General features: G+C 63.6%; 19 protein-coding genes. 7 read left to right on the top strand and 12 right to left on the bottom strand.

Annotated elements, in window-relative coordinates; genetic code table 11:
- Positions 1-93: 93 nt before the first annotated feature.
- The 4 genes from mce to LAN70_14190 form a co-directional block, all read right to left on the bottom strand.
- Positions 94-501 (bottom strand): methylmalonyl-CoA epimerase, encoded by a 408-nt coding sequence (gene mce, locus LAN70_14175; protein ID MBZ5512298.1) that lies wholly within the window; start codon positions 499-501, stop codon positions 94-96.
- Positions 502-606: 105 nt separating this feature from the next.
- Positions 607-1,560 carry a methylmalonyl Co-A mutase-associated GTPase MeaB gene (gene meaB, locus LAN70_14180; protein MBZ5512299.1) on the bottom strand — a complete coding sequence of 318 codons (954 nt, stop codon included), beginning with the start codon at positions 1,558-1,560 and terminating at the stop codon, positions 607-609.
- Between the two features lie 60 nt (positions 1,561-1,620).
- Positions 1,621-2,763, bottom strand: coding sequence for an acyl-CoA dehydrogenase (locus LAN70_14185; GenBank protein MBZ5512300.1), 1,143 nt, complete (start codon positions 2,761-2,763; stop codon positions 1,621-1,623).
- A 244-nt stretch (positions 2,764-3,007) separates the two neighbouring features.
- Complete coding sequence (locus LAN70_14190) at positions 3,008-4,252, bottom strand: YncE family protein (GenBank protein ID MBZ5512301.1); 1,245 nt, start codon at positions 4,250-4,252, stop codon at positions 3,008-3,010.
- Between the two features lie 260 nt (positions 4,253-4,512).
- On the opposite strand from LAN70_14190, the gene LAN70_14195 reads away from it, so the two are divergent.
- Both LAN70_14195 and LAN70_14200 read left to right on the top strand, forming a co-directional pair.
- Entirely contained in the window at positions 4,513-5,208 is a 696-nt protein-coding gene (locus LAN70_14195; GenBank protein MBZ5512302.1) for a DUF92 domain-containing protein, read from the top strand.
- A 156-nt stretch (positions 5,209-5,364) separates the two neighbouring features.
- Complete coding sequence (locus tag LAN70_14200; GenBank protein ID MBZ5512303.1) at positions 5,365-5,877, top strand: cyclase family protein; 513 nt, start codon at positions 5,365-5,367, stop codon at positions 5,875-5,877.
- Between the two features lie 54 nt (positions 5,878-5,931).
- Here the strand turns inward: LAN70_14200 and LAN70_14205 are convergent, their stop codons facing one another.
- Both LAN70_14205 and LAN70_14210 read right to left on the bottom strand, forming a co-directional pair.
- Positions 5,932-6,519 (bottom strand): YdcF family protein, encoded by a 588-nt coding sequence (locus LAN70_14205; GenBank protein ID MBZ5512304.1) that lies wholly within the window; start codon positions 6,517-6,519, stop codon positions 5,932-5,934.
- 80 nt (positions 6,520-6,599) lie between these two features.
- Positions 6,600-7,244: a threonylcarbamoyl-AMP synthase gene (locus LAN70_14210; GenBank protein ID MBZ5512305.1), complete on the bottom strand. Its 645-nt coding sequence runs from the start codon at positions 7,242-7,244 to the stop codon at positions 6,600-6,602.
- Between the two features lie 168 nt (positions 7,245-7,412).
- Here LAN70_14210 and LAN70_14215 point away from each other — a divergent pair, with 168 nt between their 5' ends.
- The 3 genes from LAN70_14215 to LAN70_14225 all read left to right on the top strand — a co-directional run bounded on the left by LAN70_14215 (position 7,413) and on the right by LAN70_14225 (position 10,123).
- On the top strand, positions 7,413-8,267 hold the full coding sequence (locus LAN70_14215) for an RNA methyltransferase (GenBank protein ID MBZ5512306.1): 855 nt from the start codon (positions 7,413-7,415) through the stop codon (positions 8,265-8,267).
- A 35-nt stretch (positions 8,268-8,302) separates the two neighbouring features.
- Positions 8,303-8,704 (top strand): GxxExxY protein, encoded by a 402-nt coding sequence (locus tag LAN70_14220; protein MBZ5512307.1) that lies wholly within the window; start codon positions 8,303-8,305, stop codon positions 8,702-8,704.
- A 120-nt stretch (positions 8,705-8,824) separates the two neighbouring features.
- Positions 8,825-10,123 (top strand): replication-associated recombination protein A, encoded by a 1,299-nt coding sequence (locus LAN70_14225; protein ID MBZ5512308.1) that lies wholly within the window; start codon positions 8,825-8,827, stop codon positions 10,121-10,123.
- A 60-nt stretch (positions 10,124-10,183) separates the two neighbouring features.
- On the opposite strand, the gene LAN70_14230 is transcribed toward LAN70_14225, so the two are convergent.
- The 5 genes from LAN70_14230 to lnt all read right to left on the bottom strand — a co-directional run bounded on the left by LAN70_14230 (position 10,184) and on the right by lnt (position 15,355).
- The gene (locus tag LAN70_14230) at positions 10,184-10,570 is read right to left on the bottom strand and encodes a CoA-binding protein (GenBank protein MBZ5512309.1); all 387 of its coding nucleotides are present in this window, start codon (positions 10,568-10,570) and stop codon (positions 10,184-10,186) included.
- 63 nt (positions 10,571-10,633) lie between these two features.
- A complete protein-coding gene (locus LAN70_14235; GenBank protein ID MBZ5512310.1) occupies positions 10,634-11,770 on the bottom strand; it encodes a hypothetical protein in 1,137 nt (378 codons plus the stop codon).
- Positions 11,758-12,441 carry an HD domain-containing protein gene (locus LAN70_14240; protein ID MBZ5512311.1) on the bottom strand — a complete coding sequence of 228 codons (684 nt, stop codon included), beginning with the start codon at positions 12,439-12,441 and terminating at the stop codon, positions 11,758-11,760. Before LAN70_14240 ends, LAN70_14235 begins: the two co-directional genes overlap by 13 nt.
- Before the next feature lie 2 nt (positions 12,442-12,443).
- A protein-coding gene (gene prfB / locus LAN70_14245; protein ID MBZ5512312.1) for a peptide chain release factor 2 occupies positions 12,444-13,554 on the bottom strand; the annotation gives its coding sequence in 2 pieces (ribosomal slippage) (positions 12,444-13,484 and positions 13,486-13,554; 1,110 coding nt in all).
- A gap of 136 nt (positions 13,555-13,690) precedes the next feature.
- The gene (gene lnt / locus LAN70_14250; GenBank protein ID MBZ5512313.1) at positions 13,691-15,355 is read right to left on the bottom strand and encodes an apolipoprotein N-acyltransferase; all 1,665 of its coding nucleotides are present in this window, start codon (positions 15,353-15,355) and stop codon (positions 13,691-13,693) included.
- Positions 15,356-15,493: 138 nt separating this feature from the next.
- On the opposite strand from lnt, the gene LAN70_14255 reads away from it, so the two are divergent.
- Positions 15,494-16,429 (top strand): nuclease, encoded by a 936-nt coding sequence (locus LAN70_14255; protein MBZ5512314.1) that lies wholly within the window; start codon positions 15,494-15,496, stop codon positions 16,427-16,429.
- Between the two features lie 178 nt (positions 16,430-16,607).
- Entirely contained in the window at positions 16,608-16,757 is a 150-nt protein-coding gene (locus LAN70_14260) for a hypothetical protein (protein MBZ5512315.1), read from the top strand.
- Here LAN70_14260 and LAN70_14265 read toward each other — a convergent pair.
- Positions 16,754-17,422 (bottom strand): ankyrin repeat domain-containing protein, encoded by a 669-nt coding sequence (locus tag LAN70_14265; protein ID MBZ5512316.1) that lies wholly within the window; start codon positions 17,420-17,422, stop codon positions 16,754-16,756. The two genes, LAN70_14260 and LAN70_14265, sit on opposite strands and share 4 nt — an antisense overlap.
- Between the last annotated feature and the right edge of the window lie 25 nt (positions 17,423-17,447).

A 17,447-nucleotide genomic window follows, 5' to 3' on the forward strand; every position in this document is an offset into this window, starting at 1 on the left:
AGGTGATCGGGTGATCCGGTGATCGGGTGATCCGGTGATCGGAACTCATGGTTTGAGATCACCCGATCACCAGATCGCCCGATCACCCGATGATCACACTCCTTTGGGCTGCTCTTCGCACAACTCCAGCAGCACGCCACCCGCGCTGGAAGGATGCACGAAGACGTAGAGGTGGCCGCCGGCGCCGACCTGGATTTGCTCGTTGATGAGGCGCACGCCGGACTTCTTCAGGTTCTCTACCGTGCTCGCCAGGTTGTCCACGCGCAGCGAGACGTGGTGCAGGCCCTCGCCGCGCTTGGCGAGGAACTTGGCGATGGGCGAGTCGTCGGAGAGCGGCTCCAGCAGTTCGATGCGGCTCTCGCCGAGGGGCACCATGGCCAACCGGACCTTCTCCTGGGCAACGGTTTCTTCCGGCATCACCTGCAGGCCGAGGTTCTGATAGAAGGTTTTCGCCTGGGCAAGCGACTTGACCGCGATTCCCAAATGATCAATTTCGAACATGACGAGCAGTCTCCAGTCGTCAGTCTTCAGTCGTCAGGCGCGAGGCCCAAGGTATAAGCCAGAACGCGTCAGTGCTGAAGACTGACGACTGACGCCTGAAGACGTTTAGCGCCCGAGCTTGCTGACAATCTCTTCCACCAGCGAGTACGGGTCACGCTTGTGTTCGGCGATTTCGGCGGCGTAGCGGGAGATCGCTCCATCTCCCATTTCGTCGCGCAGAACGCGCTCCAGCAGCGACTCGCGCAGCATTTCGACCAGGCGCTCCTGCCAGTTCTGCACCTTTTTCTGCAGGCCGAGATTGTGCGTCCGCAGGAAATCTTCGTAGGCGGCGATGGCTTTCGCCAGTTCCGGGACGCCCTGGCCGTCGCTGGCGACGGTCTTGACGATCGGCGGCGTCCAGCCATCGGAGCGCGTGGAGAGCGACTGCATGGCACGGATCTCGCGCTCCACGCGCTCCGCCCCCTCGCGGTCGCTCTTGTTGATGACAAACACGTCCGCAATTTCCATGATGCCGGCCTTGATGGTCTGCACGTCGTCGCCCATGCCGGGCACGAGAATGACGACGGTGATCTCGGCCAGGCGCACGATGTCCACCTCGTCCTGTCCGACGCCGACGGTCTCGATCAACACCAGGTCGCGCCCGCTGGCATCGAGCACGGCGGCGACGTCGGAGGAGGTGCCGGCCAGGCCGCCGAGCGAGCCGCGCGTGGCCATGCTGCGGATGTAGATGCCGGGGTCGGCGTAGTGCGAGCCCATGCGGATGCGGTCGCCCAAAATCGCGCCGCCGGTGTAGGGGCTGGTAGGGTCAACGGCGATGATGCCGACGGTCTTGTTTTGTTTGCGGTATTCCTTGGCGAGCTGGTCAACCAAGGTGCTCTTGCCTGCTCCAGGAGCGCCGGTCAGGCCGATGATGCGCGCGTGCCCGGTGTGCGGGAACAGCGCCTTGAGCAAATCGGTGGATTCGGGCGCACGGTTCTCGACCGTGGTGATGGCGCGCGCCAGGGCGCGGGGATCGCCGGAGCGAATGCGTGAAACCCAGTTGTCGTTGTCGGTGGCCACTGTCGTTGGTCGTTTGTCGTTGGTCGTTGGCGCGAACGACTAACAACCAACGACGACCGACTAGTCTTTCAGAAGCTGGCGGGCAATCACAAGCCTTTGAATTTCGCTCGTCCCTTCCCCGATGGTACACAGCTTAACGTCGCGATAGAACTTTTCCGCGGGGTAATCCTTGATGAAGCCGTAGCCGCCATGGATCTGGACGCCCTCGTTGGCGCAGCGCACCGCAACCTCGCTGGTGTAAAGCTTGGCCATGGAGGATTCCTGGGTGGACTTCATGCCCTTGTCCTTCATGTCGGCGGCGCGCATGGTGAGCAGGCGGGCAGCGTCAATTTCGGTGGCCATGTCGGCGAGCTTCCATTGAATGGCCTGGAATTCGCAGATTGCTTTGCCGAACTGTTCACGCTCCTTGGAGTACTTCAGCGCCGCCTCGAACGCGCCCTGTGCCATGCCGAGTCCGAGGGCGGCGATGGAGATGCGCCCGCCGTCGAGAATCCGCATGGCGTCAATGAAGCCGCCGCCTTCCTTGCCGAGGAGGTTTTCGGCAGGAATGCAGCTGTCCTCGAAGATAAGTTCGGCGGTGTCGCTGGCGCGCAAGCCAAGCTTGTTCTCTTTCTTGCCCGGCCGGAACCCCTGGGTGCCCTTCTCGACGATGAACGCGGACAGTCCGTGGGTATGCGCCGCCTTGTCGGTGACGGCGAGAACGACCGCGACATCGGCATAGTGGCCGTTGGTGATAAACGTTTTGGTGCCGTTCAGCACCCAGCAATTGCCGCGACGAACCGCCGTCATGCGGGCGCTGCCGGCATCCGATCCGCTGCCCGGTTCGGTAAGTCCCCAAGCGCCGATGTGTTCGCCGGTGGCGAGCTTGGGGACGTACTTGCGCTTCTGCTCCTCGCTGCCGGCAACAAAAATATGGTTGGTGCAAAGCGAGGTGTGGGCGGCCACAATGATGCCGATGGACCCGTCCACGCGAGAGAGTTCCTCGATGGCGAGCACGTACTCGATATAACCCATGCCGGCGCCGCCGTATTCCGGCGGAAAGATGGCGCCCATCAGGCCGAGGCGGCCCAGTTCCTTGACCGTCTCCAGCGGGAAGCGCGATTCCTCGTCCCACTCCATGACGTGCGGACGGATTTCGCGCTCGGCAAACTCGCGCACGCTCTTGCGGAGTTGCAGTTGCTCATCGTTGAGTTGAAAATCCAAAACCAGCCTCCGGTGCGGGTGGTTGCGGCCGCCAAGGTGGAACAAACACGTATAACATACGCTGGGGGCAGGGCAAAGCGCAGCTTATGGAGAAACCAGGTACGTCAGTAACTTAGGGGACGAGCTTGTCAGGAATTCGGCAGGTTGCAGTGATTTAGCGATTTAGTGATTTGTGATTACTGGAAAGTCGACGAACTACGCGATGAGCTCCACCAATCACTGAATCGCTAAATCACAAATGGTCCTACTGGCTGATGACCACGAAGGTGGGCTGGGGCGAGCCGGAAGCAATGGTGTTGATGACGGTGTCGTCGGAAGTGCGGATGCAGGAAATGCTGTTGGAATCGCGGTTGGCGACCACCACCTTGGTCGAGGCGGCATCGGCGGCCAACGAAACCGGTGTGCTGCCCACGGTGATTGTCTTGCGGACCGCCAGGCTGACGGCATCGAGAACGGTCACGGTCGTCCCCGAGCACCCCGTCAGGTTGACGGCATCGCTGCACCCGGCATTGGCCACATAGAGGCGCGTGCCATCGGGCAAGGCGGCAATGGAAGCAGGACCGGCGTCGACGGCGACCGTCTTGATCAGGGTGAGGCCGATATCGGCGTCGAAAACCGAAATGGTGTTGGACCCGGTATTGGCGACGTACAGGCGCCGCCGGCCGGGTTCGAACAGCAGGAACGTGGGAGAAGCGCCCGCGGCCACGGTCGCGACCACGGTGTTGCTGGCGACGTTGATCGCCGAAACTGTCCCGCTACCCTGATTCGCCACATACAAGGTCTTGCCATCCGAGTTGATGGCGGCGGCGACGGGAGAACTGCCGACGGGAATGGTGGCGACCACGGAATTGTCGGGTGGAGAAATCGCGCTCACGGTGCCGTCGCCCTTATTGACGCTGTACAGCAGGGTGGTGTCGGGCGTCTGCACCAACGCCACCGGCGTGCGTCCCACCGGGATCGAGGTCTCCAAGGCATTGTTGAAAGTCGTAATCACGCCCACCGAGTTGGTCCCCGAGTTGGCCACATACATGAAACCGACCTGGGTGCTGGCCAGGTAAACCGGCGCCGATCCCGCCGGCAACGTGATGAACGTCACCGTGGACCCCTGCGCCAAAGGCGTGAAGACTGACAGGGAATCGTCATTCTTGTTGGCGACCAGCGCCTGGGCCGTGAGGGCTGCGAAGGCAGCGTGCACCGGGCTGCGTCCGACTACGAAGTTGCCGATGTTGGTGTCTCCGGAGATATCTACGGAAGTGGACATGCCCGGAGAACCATTGTTGTTGCTAAGGACCACGGCGACGCGGGCGGCTTGCGGGTCGCCGCCGGGCTTGAGAACGGGATTGGCCACCGGACGGTAGACATCGCCGCAGCCGCTCAGCAACACCCACGCCAACGCAGCCGCAATGCCGGCGGGCACACTGCGACGCCGTTTCCGGAAGGTTACGGATGTTTGCACCGGCGGCAGGGAGTGTTCGACGTATTTGCCCATGAGGAAATTTCTATTGTAATCGGCGGGCAGCCTGGGCGCTAGTTCCTGGCGCAAAGCTCAACATCGCAGGCTTCAGGCTCCAGGCGTCAGGCTTCAGGCGGCAATGTTTTTGGGTCTGCGGCGGAACTCGACGGTCCCCGGGATCCGACGCCTGAAGCCTGACGCCTGAAGCCTCAAGCCTGTTCCTGCCTTTGGTACGATGCTGGGCAGCGAACCTGGCGCCGCCAGTCATTTTGCACGCCCTGCTAACCCAGCACGTTTTGGTCGCCGTAGCCGTCACCGCGGCGTTTGCCTCGGCCGCATGGCTGTTGCGCGGAGCGACGGCGGGAGGAGCGCTGGCGGGATTTGCCATCGCACTGGCGTTATTCGTGACCGCTGGACCGGGCGGGTTCGCGGCGCTGGTAAGCGTATTCTCCGTTGCATGGTTGACGACGCGGCTTGGCTACCGGCGCAAGCAAGTGCTGGGCATCGCGGAGAACGCGCGGGGGCGTTCCGCCGCGCAGGTGCTCGCCAACCTGGGAGCTGCCGCCGGGTTTTCAGTCGCTGCGCATGTCACGGGGTATCCCGCGCTGCTGGCGGCAGCGATGGCTGCCCTCGCCGAAGCGGCTGCCGATACGGTTGCCAGCGAATGTGGCGAAGCGCTCACCGAGCGCGCGTACCTGATTACCACGATGCGCGCCGTGCCGGCCGGCACCAATGGCGGCGTCAGCATCCCGGGAACGGTCGCCGGAGTAGCGGCGGCGGCGATGATCGGCGCCGTAGCGACAGCAACCCGCGTGGTGCCGTGGTCGGCCTTGCCCATCGTCATCGGGGCGGGAGTAGTGGCGACGGTCATCGACAGCGTGCTCGGCGCCACCCTCGAGGAACGTGGCCTCATCGGCAATAACGGCGTGAATCTCACCAGTACCATTGCGGCTGGGATGATCGCGCTATTGCTGGGGAAGCTCGGATCATGAACAAAACCGTATTCGCCTGGGTGCACAATGCGGGCCGGTGCGAGGGAGTGCTCGACCGCTCATCCCATTAACTCCAAAGTGCTATCTCCAAAGTCCTGTTTTTTTGGCGCAACATCTGGGCTAACATCCGCGTCTAAGTGGGAGGCAGTGCTCACTATGCGGTGGCGGACCTTCATGATCGGCTGGACGATGGCGCTGGCGGTGCTGTTGATCGCCCATCCTAAGCCTCCGGCCGGCAACGAAGACGTGGGCACCGCGGTGGTTGAACTCACCTACGCTGCCCCACCGAACTCGCCGGCCAACCGGCAGTGGAACGCCAATGTCGGACATGCGCCGCGCATCGTGGCGCCGCTGGTCGAGCTGGATGTCACTCCGCGGATGCGTGCCGACGCCAACTACCTGCTCAGCATGGAAGACATCGCGCGCTGGGAAGAACTGCACGGCCACGTGCCTCCATACGCCGTGGTGATGGCGCGCAGTGACGTGCCGGTCCGGTGGCGCTCGCAGCCCGAGAGGCGCGGACACGTTGACGGCAACGCCGGACGCTTTCCCGGATTCAGCGAGGACGCAATTCGTTTTCTGGTGGAAGCGCGCTACGCCTACGGCCTGGGCACCGAGACGCCGGCCAACGGGCGCTCGGTGGTGCTGGTTTATCGCCCCGGGAAATAGCAGGCTCCTCCATACCCCACGCTCAGAACTCACAACTCAGAACTCACAACTGCTTCACTGCGGAAACCACGAAGGGTACAGCCGCCAGAAGACGTAGCTGGCCGATTCGCGAAGCACGGCCGAGATTTTCGCGCCGGCCGTGTGCGGCACCGAACCTGGGCGCGGCGAGCCGTAAGCGACAATGCCATAGCGGCCCATCAGCCGCTTGATGCGAAAGATGTGGTAGGCGTCGCTGACCGCGACCACGTTGCGCATACCGTTGGCGCGAAGGATGGCGCTGACGCGCTCCGCCGATTCGGCGGTGTCCTCGCCTTGGGTCTCGGCGATGAGGGAGCGGTCGGGAATGCCGCGGCGTGACAGGTAGTCGCGGCCGACTCCGCCCTCGGAGAACTTGGGATCGGCGCCGGCGCCGCCGGTGGTGATCACCATGGGCGCCAAACCGCGCTGGAAAAGCTCGTAGGCATGATCGAGGCGCGCGCGATACACGGGCGATGGCCGGCCGGCGTATTCCGCCGCGCCAAAGACGACAATGGCGTCCGCACGCTGCGCTTCATCACGATTTCCCTGCCGCACAATGAAGAAAGCCGAGACTGCGAACGCCGCCAGCACAATCGCGACGCACCCCGCCGCGAGTTGGCGCACGATGGCGCTTGTACGGCGAGCGGATCGTTGCAGAGCGGATGCGGCGGATGGATTCACGGCAGGCCCAAGTTCCGGCGGCTTCATTCTCCGCCGAGGGTGTCGGCGATCGCCTGCCGGGGGACTGCGCCTTCGCGCAGGACACGCCAGCCGCCCTCGCTGAGGTCCACGATGGTCGAGGAGACGTCGCGCGGCGACGGCCCGCCATCCACGATGATCGCAATCCTTTCCTGCAGTTGGTCGCGCACGGCAGAAGCCGTGGTGCACTCGCTCGCCCCGCTAAGGTTGGCCGAGGTGGCGGTGATCGGCACCCCGGCAGCGCGGATCACGGAAAGTGGAATGTTGGCCGAGGGAATACGCAACGCCACGTTGCCGGTGTTGGCGGTCACTTTCAACGGCAGGCGCGACGCCGCCGGAACGATGATGGTCAGCGGTCCCGGCCAGAATTTCCGCGCCAGCTCATAAAATTCGTCCGGCAGCGGATCGCGCGCCAGCATCTCCGCCTGCTCCTCGCTCTCAATCAGCAGCGACAACGGCTTGTGGCGCGAGCGCGATTTGATTTCGTACACGCGCTCCACCGCGCGCAGGTTGAACGGATCGGCCGCCAGGCCATAGAAGGTGTCGGTCGGCATGCCCAGCACCTGGCCGGACTTGATCTGCTCCGCCGCATAGGCCACCAGCGAAGATTCGGGCGTGTCGCTGTTGATCTTGAGGATTTCGGCGCGCACGCTCATTCGTGTAGAACTCATCCTGGCGAACCGCGAATACTAACTTACCATCGGCGCGAGCCGCAAGGGAAGCGGCCCGGAGCGAGGTGGCACGCCGAACCGCGCCCCCGCAGGCCCAAATTGGGCCTGGGTGATACTGGAACAGCGGGGCGGCGTATCATCGTGCCGATGGCCGAATACGATCGCCTGCGCCGCGTATCCAGCCGCCAGAATTCGCTGGTCAAGGAACTCCGGCGCGCTTTTCACGATGGCGAACCGGCCGCGGACGGATCCATCGCCATCGAGAGCGTCCGCACCATCGAGGAGGCAATCCGCAGCGGGCTGCGCTTTCGCGCCGTGTTCTTCGCCGAATCCGCGCAGCCCCGCGCCGGCCGCCTGTTGCCGCAATTCTCGGCCAATGTCGAAATCCTGCTCCTCCCCGACGACGTGTTCCAGAGCGTGGTTGCCACGGAAACGCCGCAGGGCGTGGCGGCGCTGGTGCGCCTGAAGGTCCACAAGCTCGATGAGCTGCTGGCCGCGCCCGGGCCGCTGATCGTGGCCGCTGCCGGCGTGCAGGACCCCGGAAACCTGGGCACGATCATCCGTTCCGCCGAAGCATTTGGCGCCGCCGGCTTGCTGGTGGGAGCGGGGACGGTGTCTCCCTACAATCCCAAGGTCGTGCGCGCGTCGGCGGGTTCGCTGTTTCGCTTGCCAGTGGTGGGAGTGGAATTTCCGGCGGTGCTGGCCGCGCTCCGCGATCGCGGCCTGAAGTTGCTGGCCACCTCGTCGCACAAGGGCACGGCGCTGGAGGAAGCGGATCTTACCGGTGGCGTGGTGGTGCTGATCGGCAACGAGGGCGCCGGTTTGCCGAAGGAGATCATGCGGCAGGTGGACGGGCAGGTATCGATTCCGCACGCGCCGGGCGTCGAATCTCTGAATGCCGGCATGGCGGCGTCCATCGTGCTGTACGAAGCTTCGCGACAGAGGAGGGCGCCAGTTCACCACCGAGACACCGAGGCCACCGAGAAACACCGAGAAGAATAATTTCGGAGGGTTGGGGACATATGAGCACAGGAGCCATGGCAGTGAGATCGGCAAGGTCGGGCGAGCGATTTTTTCGCGATCAGACCGACCCAGTTATTGGAGCAGCCATCGAAGTGCACCGGGTGCTTGGGCCGGGACTGCTCGAAGAAACTTACGAAAGCTGCCTCTGCCACGAGTTACATCTTCGTGATGTCGCTTTTCAACGCCAGGTTCACCTGTCCATTGTTTACAAAGGTATTCGCCTTGCTTCGGCCTATCGCATCGATCTGGTCGTGAATGACTTCGTAATCGTTGAACTCAAGGCAGTCGAACAGATCCTGCCATTGCACGAAGCGCAGCTCTTGACGTATATGCGCCACACCGGAAAACGAGTAGGGCTTCTGATCAACTTCAATGTTCCGATACTGAAGAACGGCATTCGCCGTCGCGTTCTTTGATTTCTCGGTGCGCCTCGGTGGCCTCGGTGACTCGGTGGTGAAACAGTAATCGTGAGCCTGTTCAATCCAATTCGTCGCCCGGATGAGCCGCCGGACCGGTCCACGCCGCTGGCCGATCGCATGCGCCCGCGGTCGCTCGAGGAATTCGTCGGCCAGCAGCACCTGCTCGGGCCCGGCAAGCCGCTGCGGCTGCAAATCGAGCGCGACGATCCCGGCTCGATCATCTTCTGGGGTCCGCCGGGAGTGGGCAAGACCACGCTGGCCAAGATCATCGCCCGCGTCACCAAGGCGGACTTCATCGAGTTTTCCGCCGTGCTTTCCGGCATCAAGGAAATCAAGCAGGTGATGGCCGACGCGGAAAAAGCCCGCCAGTTCGGCACCCGCACCATCGTTTTCATCGACGAAATCCACCGCTTCAATAAGGCGCAGCAGGACGCGTTTTTGCCGCACGTTGAGAAGGGCAACATCCGGCTGATCGGCGCCACCACGGAAAATCCTTCCTTCGAAATTATCGGCGCGCTGCTCTCGCGCACACGCGTGTACGTGCTGCATCCGCTTACCGAGCAGGAAATCGTGGTTCTGCTGCGCCGTGCCCTGGAAGATCGCGAACGCGGGCTGGGCGAAATGAAGGTGCGTGCCGGAGATGCCGTGCTGCAGCGCATTGCGGCCTATTCCAGCGGCGACGCCCGCTCGGCATACAACGTGCTGGAGGTTGCCGCCGGCATCGCGGGCGAGAACGCCGAGATCACCGACCCGATGGTGCGGGACGCGCTGCAGCGGCGCGTGCTGCTCTACGACAAGACGGGCGAAGAGCACTACAACCTCATCTCGGCGCTGCACAAGTCGGTGCGCAACAGCGATCCCGATGCCGCGCTCTACTGGCTGGGCCGCATGCTCGAAGCCGGCGAAGACCCGCTCTACGTTGCCCGCCGCGTGGTGCGCATGGCGGTGGAGGATATCGGCCTGGCCGACCCCAATGCGCTTTCGCTGTGCATGGCGGCGCGCGATGCGGTGGACTTCATCGGTATGCCGGAGGGGAATCTCGCGCTCGCCGAGGCGGTGGTCTATCTCTCCGTCGCGCCCAAATCGAATGCGCTGTACACGGCGTATGGCGCGGTGCGAGCCGACGTCGAGACCACCGCCGCCGAACCGGTGCCGCTGCACCTGCGCAACGCGCCGACCGCGCTGATGAAGAACCTCGGCTACGGCGCCGGCTACCAGTACGCCCACGATCTCGACCAGAAAGTCGCGGACATGCAGTGCTTGCCGGACAATCTCCGCAACCGCACCTACTACTATCCGACGGTGGAGGGAGTGGAGAAGCGCATCCGCGAACGGCTGGAGGAGATCAAGCGCAAGCGCGCCCAAAAGCGAACTACAAAGGACACGAAGGACGCAAATGCGAAAGAAACAGAATAGAAGATGGACCCTTGCGGCTCAGATCACCCGATCACCGGATCGCCCGATCACCCGATAGATTCATCCGAAACGCGCGCGGTGTTCCTTCAGGATGCAGTGGTCCATGACGACGAAGATGCCGGCGCGGCGGGCCTTTTCGGCCGCCTGCTCGTGAATGACGCCCTCCTGCATCCAGATGGCGGGAACTTTCAACTGGATGGCCTGGTCCACGACTCCGGGCACAAATTCCGGCCGCCGAAAAATGTTGACGACGTCAATCTTCTCTTTCACCTCGAGCAGCGAGCCATACGACGGCTCGCCGAGCGCGTCGGTGATGGTCGGATTGACGGGAAGGATGCGGTATCCCTGCGACTGCATGTACGCGGCGACTCCGTGACTGGGGCGCAAGGGACTATCGGAAAGCCCGACCACGGCGATGGTACGCGCGTTCTTGAGCAGTTCTCCGATCGGATCGGCCTTGCTGATCGGCACGGCGGTTCTCCTGGCTGGCTCAGCAATTGTAGCTAAGAGCTACCCGAAGCTGCTCTTCTTCTCCGTCCGCTCGTGGAACATCTTGAGCGCGACCTTGCGCACGGTCTCGGAGATATTCTTGTTCATGGTGAGCGTGCGGAGATCCATATTCAGCAAATTCTTGATGATGGTGAGTTGCACATCCAGCGGGCAGCGCGGGTTGTTGGCCAGGGCCCGCACGATGGCGTAGGTCTTCATGAACTTACGCTTGCCGGCGATGCCGCGCAGCACGCTTTCCTGCACGTTTTTCATCGAGGCGAACATCTCCACTTCCTGGTCGTTGATCTTGGGCGACTCCAGCACCGCCGACGACACCACCTTGGAACCGTCGCGAATCAGGATGAAGCGCTCCTCCTTTTTGCCCTTGATGGCCAACTGCACGCGCTCGCCGACGGTGAGGCGCGAAATTTTCTGCAACGGCGAGATGCGCTCATCGTCTTCTCTTTTCGCCGCTTTCTTCACCGCCAAGGCGGCGGCCGCCGGGACCGCGGCCGAGGGCACAGTTGCACCCGGCACTGGTTCCACGGCCTGCGGCTCCGCTTCCGCGTCACCCACAAGCTGAAAGCCCTTCCCTTCCTCGGCCGCGATTTCCGCCGCATGCTCGGCCACGTATTGCGCGACTGCCTCCTCGTACTCGGCATCCTCGGTGAGCTCGGCCGCTTGCTCCGTGGTTGCGGTCCTCTCCAGCGCCTCGCGTACCTGCTGCACCTGTGACGGCATCAGCACCGGGTTCGAAGCGAGCGCCTGCAGCACGTTCGCCGACGCCTTGGCGCGCGCGGTGGCCAGCAGCAACTGCACCGATTCCGCCGATTGTTCCTGCGCGATCTCCAGCAGCGCGGATTCCGGAATGGCGGGATTGTCGAGCAGCGCCGGCATCAGGCGCGGGCGGCGGTTGTGCAGGAAGTATTCGAGGACATCGTTTGGACTGGCGGGATCGGAGCACACCGCGCGGCACGCTGCCTCGTCCCAACTGGCGAGAGTCAGCCGCGCGTCTTCCCCGAACAGCGGCGTCGAGGCCAGGTACACCAGGATCTCGATCATCTCGGCGGCAGGCAGCGCGAGCGCGCCCTTGGACGCCGAGCGCATCACGTTCGCGGGCACCGCCGATTGGCGCATCAGGTCGATCATCCGCGGCATGGATTCACTCCCCTTCCGCCGGAGCGGCGCTCCAGTTCATCCACGACCCGCTCCAGCTTATCCATCATCCGCCTGCGGCCTTGCGCAGCGTCATCGTCAGGATGGCGGTCACGGGCTTCGGCGGCGCGGAACGCATCCGCCAGCGCGCGGTAATACCACAGCGTGCCCTGTTTGCCTTTGCTGAAGCGGTTGAATACTTCGTCGCCAATCTCGTAGTGGTCGGCGAGAACGGCACGCGCATTGTGTACCTTGTCGGCGATGGAAACCAGGCGCACCTCCGGATCGGCCGCGCGCTCCACGTGCGCGATGTACTTCTGCTTGCGCTCGCACCAGGACGCCTTTTTGTCGGGATCGACTTCGTAGGAATCGGTACAGCCGTCCACGATGCGCGCCACCTTCGCGCCGAACAGCTTGCGGATCTCCTCCAACCTGGGCTGCCCGCCCTGGTCTTCGACCGCATCATGCAGAAGCGCCGCAATCGCCATCTCCTCGTCGCCGCCCGATTCCAGCACCAGCGACGCCACCCCAAGCAGGTGCCCGACATAGGGAATGTCCTTGCCCTTGCGCGGCTGCTCGCGGTGCAGCCGGGCGGCGTACACCAGCGCGTCGTTGAACTTGTCGCTCAGCGGGCGCGAGAGAACGCGCTTCTTGTGCTTGTGCGAATCGGGCATGATTATTTCGCCGCCTGCTGCTCCTGCCGCCGCATCATCAGGTACGCCCGGATGAAGGGCTGCAAATCGCCATCGATAACGCGGTCCACGTCGCCCATCTCCATGCGCGTGCGCAGGTCCTTCACCATGCGATAGGGCGCCAGCACGTAGGAGCGAATTTGCGAGCCGAAATCGATGTCGAGCTTCGAGTCCTCTATCTTCTTCGACGCGGCGCGCTTTTTCTCCAGCTCAAATTCGTACAGCCGCGAGCGCAGCATGCTCATGGCACGGTCGCGGTTCTTGTGCTGCGAGCGCTCGTTCTGGCAGCTCACCACAATCCCGGTCGGGAGGTGCGTGATGCGCACCGCTGAATCCGTGGTGTTGACGTGCTGCCCGCCCTTGCCGCCGGAACGATAAGTGTCCACCCGCAGGTCTTCCGGCTTGATGTCCACCTGGATGGACTCGTCGATTTCCGGCGAGACGAACACGCTGGCGAACGAGGTGTGGCGCCGCTTGGCCTGGTCGAAGGGCGACATGCGCACCAGCCGGTGCACGCCGATTTCGCTGGTCAGCAGCCCGTAGGCGTAATCGCCGTTCACGGTAAACGTCGCCGACTTGATTCCCGCCTCTTCACCGGGCTGATAATCGTTGAGCACGGTCTGGAAGCCTTGGCGCTCCGCCCAGCGCATGTACATGCGCAGCAGCATCTCCGCCCAATCCTGCGATTCGGTTCCGCCTGCGCCCGGATGAATGGTGACGATGGCGTTGCGCGCGTCGTTCTCGCCGGAGAGCAGCGTCTCCGTCTCGAGCTTCTCGACGCGCTCGCGCAAGGAGGCGATCTCGCGCCGCAGGTCGGCCGACACGTTTTCGCCCTCGCGCCCCAGCTCGAAATAGGCGTCGAGGTCGCTGATGCGCCGCGCCAGCTCGGCCTCGGTGGACAGCATGTCCTCCAGGCGCTTGCGCTCGCGCATTACGGTCTGCGATTTTGCGGGATTCGACCAGAGGTTCGGGTCGGAGGCTTCTTTTTCCACCCGCTGCATCTGCTCGCGCAGCCGGGGTACGTCAAAGATACTCCCGCAGCTCGCGCACCTTGTCGCGCAACGGGAGATATTCCTGTTCCAGTTCTTCCAGCATACGACAACCTTGTCACAACTTCAGGGCAGCCGCAACGACTTGTTCACCACCGAGACACCGAGGCCACCGAGAGTTATTTTTTCGCAATTCTCGGTGAGTCTCGGTGATCTCGGTGGCTCGGTGATGAATCGGACCATCAAGACTGCAGGGTCGCCCGGCGGACGGCAACTCGCAAAACGAGCACTACCAAAGAAATTATCGCACACAGCCACACGAACCAGTTCCCATGACGGGTGTAAAACGTGGTGCCGCTCACCACGCTGTAGGGCACGTCCAGCGAGGTGCGCACGTTGCGCGGGGCCTGCGCCACCACGCGTCCAAACGGATCAATCACCACCGTGAGGCCGGTGTCGGTGGCGCGCACCAGCCAGCGATGGTTCTCGATGGCGCGCATGCGCGCCTGGTTCAGGTGCTGTACCGGCGCGGCGGTCTGGCCGAACCAGGCGTCGTCGGAGATGTTGACGAAAACCTGCGCCCCGTTGTTGGCGAACTCGCGAATCTCCGCCGGGTACACCGCCTCGTAGCAGATGAACACCCCCATCTGGTAGTTCCCCAGCGCCAGCGGCCGGCGCGATTCACCGGGAAGGAAATCGCCGACCTCGCGCGTGAGCTTGCCGGCAAAAGTCAGCAGCCGTTTATACGGAACGTACTCGCCAAACGGGACGAGGTGGATCTTGTCGTAGCGCGCGATCCAGTCGCCATTGGGCGCGACGACCGCCGCCGAATTGTAGAGTTGCGACGCCGGCTGCCCGGGGTTGGACACGCCCAGGCTGCCCACCACCATGGTCGCATGCGCGCGCCGCGCGACGTCGCTGACTGCGGCGCGGAATTCCGGACTTGTTGTGAAGAACGGCGCCGGCGACTCCGGCCACACCACCAGGTCCGGAGCCGGTTCGGTGGGGCCCAGCTCGCCCCCACGCGCGACGCTCAAATCGCTCAGCTCACGCAAGGTGGATTGAAAGTACTCGGGCGTCCACTGGTCGGCATTCAGGATGGGGATATTCGCCTGCACCAGGCGCGCGGTGCGGTCTGCGGCCAGCCTCGGCGGTTCGACCAGTTCGCCCGCTTGCAGCAGCCCGGCGACAACGATGGCAGCCAGCAGCACCATCTTCCGCCGTTTCGAGTCCACCAGGAACGCCGCCGCGAATGCGGTGTTCACCAGCACAATCTCGAACGTCAGGCCGTAAACCCCGGTCGCGGTCGCGATCCGCGTCAGGGGAATGTTGTTCACCAGCACCGTGCCGAGCGGGTTCCAGGGGAAATCGAAAGGAAAGCCGCGCACGATCTCCAGCGGCACCCAGAGGAACGGCGCCAGGAACAGGGCTTTTTCGCGCAGCAGACCGTTGGCAAGAATCGCCAGCAGCAAACCGAACCCGCCCCAGATCACGCCCAGCGCAAAACAGAACAACACCAGCAAGCCCAAAGACGTCGGGCCATTCAGCCCGCCGTAGATGTGCATGACGTGGTAAATCCAATACGTGGTCCCGAATGACCACATGACTCCGCCGACGTAGGCGAGCAGAAACCCCTGCCCGGCGCTGACCGGTTGCGCGTCGCCTCCGCCCACCGGCACGCGCCCGCGCAGGATTGCGACCAACAACGGCGCCAGCGCCACCCAGCACAGAAACGTCAGACCGGGGAGCGGGTAGATCAAGCTCTGCAAGACGCCGGAGAGCACCGCCAGTATCCAGGCGCCGGCGCTCAGGCGCGAGCGCCCGCCGAGTTCGCCGCGCGGCGCCAGGAAAAGCCGTGCGCCCGCGCCGAGTCCCACCCGGCGCGCAGGTTTGCGGTGGTTATCCATGGCTGCAACCAGATTCTATCGCGCCGCCCGCGCGCGCCTCTGCTACAGTGTCCGGTTCCAGAGAAGTAACGAGTCGCGAGTCCCGAGTCCCGAGCTGCTTTGGAGCACGTGCTGGGGCGCGCGTCACACGGAGAATTCATGCGCTCGGCCCTGCTTCGCATCACCGCCGCTGTCGTTCTGGTCGCTCTGGTAATCCAGCCCGCTTTTGCCTGGTGGGACACCGGACACATCCTCATCAACCGCACAGCGGCGCTGAAAATCCCGAACAGCATGCCGCAGTTCATGCGCGCCGCTGCCGAGCGCATCGCCTACCTGGGTCCGGAGCCCGACCGGTGGCGCGAGCGCTCCGAGTACACCCTGAAAGATTCGCAGGAGCCCGACCACTACCTCAACATGGAGCTTGTTGCCGACATCCCCGAACTCCCCCGTGGCCGTTACGATTACTACCGCCTGCTGTACGCCAAGCGCGTGGCCGCCAAGGAACATGGCGACGACTTCTTGCCCGAGAAAGTCGGCACGCAGCCCTATATCACCATGGAAATTTATGACCGCCTGAAGGTCGCGTTCCGCGAATATCGGCGCATGAAGCAGCAAAACCTGCCGACGGAAGCGGTGGAACAAAATGCCGTGTTCTACGCCGGCTGGCTCGGTCATTACGTCGGCGACGGTTCCAATCCCATGCACACCACCATCAGCTACGACGGCTGGGTCGGTCCCAATCCCAACGGCTACACCACGCAAAAAGGCGTGCACGCCGAATTCGAAGGCCGCTTTGTTTTGCGCGTCCTGGATAAGATTGATGTCGCCAGCCTGGTCCACGATCCCGTCCGGCTGCAGGATCCGTGGCGCGACTACCTGCAGTATCTCCGCGACTCCAACAAGCTGGTCGAAAAGATCTACCAAATGGAGAAGGCCGGCGAGTTCAAGGACACGGGCACACCGGAGTCACGCGAGTTCCTGCGCCAGCGCCTTGCCGCCGGCTCACAGATGCTGCTCGACCTGTGGTACACGGCGTGGGAAGAAAGTGCAGTGCCGTTGCCGCCGCGCACTCCAGCGCCAGCGAGCGGGAAATAGGACCTTAGGCTTTAGGTCTTAGGCTTTAGGCTTCAGGCTTTTGGCTTCAGGCGCTACCCGGCAGTTCCCAGCCACTGGGCACTGACCACTGACCACTGTTTTCAATTACCCCGGTGACTCAAGCTGGTTACCCGCGCCATCTTTCCTCGCCATGCCAATGCGCATAGAGTCGCGGACAATGGGGGTGAGGGCCATGGAAGCGATCATCATCTGCTTCGAGTGTCGCAAACGAACGACGCTGGAAGATATCCAGTCGGGCTACCACAGCCACGCGGACGTCCTAGAGGCAGAGTCCCCGTTCGATCCCGCGGTCAACGCGGAAGACTAGCCGGCGGCACGCGACCCCTGTTGCAATAATCGCGCCAATTCAGTGTGCCCGCGCTCGCGAGCCACATCGGCCGGGGTTTTTCCGTCATCATTGCCGGCGGCCGGATCGGCCCCGTGGCGCAGCAATGCTTCCGCCATCTCGCGATTGCCCTGGTTCGCCGCCTCATGCAGCGCGGTCCAACCCAGGTGCTGGCGCCCATTGACCGGCGCGCCTCGTTCCAGCAACACGCGGACGATCCCCAACCGGCGTCCCGCGGCGGCGCTGTGCAGCGGTTGCACGCGCATCGGATTCCGGGCGGCGGCGCCGGGGTCCGCCCCGCGCTCCAACAGCAGTCGCGCCACCGCTTCCTGCCCGAAGAAGCAGGCCAGGTGCAGGGGCGTAAAGCCGTCGGGCGAGCAGGCATTCACCTGCTTCGGATCTCCGTCAAGAAGCTCCGTGACCCGCGCGGTGTTGCCCAGCGTTGCCGCCTCGAACACATCGAGCGCGACGCCACAAGCCAGCAGCAGTTCCACCAACTCCGTTTGCCCGCGATAGCGCGCGTTCATGGTTGCCGAAACGCCGTTCTCGTCGCGTTCCTTCGCCAGCGCGGGATTCGCCCGCAGCAATTCCTTGGCGCGAGCCATGTCGTTGCCTTTGATGGCGGCAATCAGATCTGTGCCAGTCATGGTGCGCCACCCCTGCGCCACCCAT

The organism is Terriglobia bacterium (assembly GCA_020072845.1).
Lineage (GTDB): Bacteria > Acidobacteriota > Terriglobia > Terriglobales > Acidobacteriaceae > JAIQGF01.

Coding starts and splice junctions, on each gene's coding strand:
- LAN70_14225 (MBZ5512308.1), top strand. CDS start 8,825: ATGCGCCCGCGGTCGCTCGAGGAATTCGTCGGCCAGCAGCACCTGCTC.
- LAN70_14235 (MBZ5512310.1), bottom strand. CDS start 11,770: ATGCCGCGGATGATCGACCTGATGCGCCAATCGGCGGTGCCCGCGAAC.
- LAN70_14260 (MBZ5512315.1), top strand. CDS start 16,608: ATGGGGGTGAGGGCCATGGAAGCGATCATCATCTGCTTCGAGTGTCGC.
- LAN70_14240 (MBZ5512311.1), bottom strand. CDS start 12,441: ATGCCCGATTCGCACAAGCACAAGAAGCGCGTTCTCTCGCGCCCGCTG.
- LAN70_14265 (MBZ5512316.1), bottom strand. CDS start 17,422: ATGACTGGCACAGATCTGATTGCCGCCATCAAAGGCAACGACATGGCT.
- LAN70_14190 (MBZ5512301.1), bottom strand. CDS start 4,252: ATGGGCAAATACGTCGAACACTCCCTGCCGCCGGTGCAAACATCCGTA.
- LAN70_14220 (MBZ5512307.1), top strand. CDS start 8,303: ATGGCAGTGAGATCGGCAAGGTCGGGCGAGCGATTTTTTCGCGATCAG.
- lnt (MBZ5512313.1), bottom strand. CDS start 15,355: ATGGATAACCACCGCAAACCTGCGCGCCGGGTGGGACTCGGCGCGGGC.
- LAN70_14200 (MBZ5512303.1), top strand. CDS start 5,365: ATGCGGTGGCGGACCTTCATGATCGGCTGGACGATGGCGCTGGCGGTG.
- LAN70_14255 (MBZ5512314.1), top strand. CDS start 15,494: ATGCGCTCGGCCCTGCTTCGCATCACCGCCGCTGTCGTTCTGGTCGCT.
- LAN70_14215 (MBZ5512306.1), top strand. CDS start 7,413: ATGGCCGAATACGATCGCCTGCGCCGCGTATCCAGCCGCCAGAATTCG.
- mce (MBZ5512298.1), bottom strand. CDS start 501: ATGTTCGAAATTGATCATTTGGGAATCGCGGTCAAGTCGCTTGCCCAG.